Origin of the sequence: Pseudomonas sp. 2822-15 (assembly GCF_002742515.1) — a bacterium.
GTDB lineage: Bacteria > Pseudomonadota > Gammaproteobacteria > Pseudomonadales > Pseudomonadaceae > Aquipseudomonas > Aquipseudomonas salomonii.
Genome location: NZ_LJRY01000234.1, coordinates 1 through 298, shown reverse-complemented (window position 1 = coordinate 298; position 298 = coordinate 1). Strand labels below are relative to the sequence as shown.

At 39.3% G+C, this 298-nt stretch carries 1 protein-coding gene; it reads right to left on the bottom strand.

Going from position 1 to position 298, the window contains the following annotated elements; genetic code table 11:
• The coding region (locus tag AOA59_RS32125; RefSeq protein ID WP_178076299.1) for an Ig-like domain-containing protein at positions 1 to 298 on the bottom strand (298 nt) is incomplete at both ends.

The following is a 298-nucleotide window of genomic DNA, read 5'->3' as shown; positions in this document are numbered from 1 at the left end:
GTATTCGGGAGCTTATCTGTATTACTGGAACTCTTTTTGTCTGCAACAGGTGCTTCAGGTTCTTCTTCATCTGTGTCCTTATCCTCGTCTTCCACAACTACTTCTTCGACAACAGGAGGATCATTTTGTTCTTCACTTTCATCTGGGAGTACTTTAACGATGATGTTAGCCATTATTTCATTTGGATTTGTTACATCTTCTGGCAATATCAATGTACCATCGAAAGCATATTCACCAGCTTCATTTTTATCATAAGATGGGTTGTTGCTATTCCATATGACACCGACAGTTCTCTCAC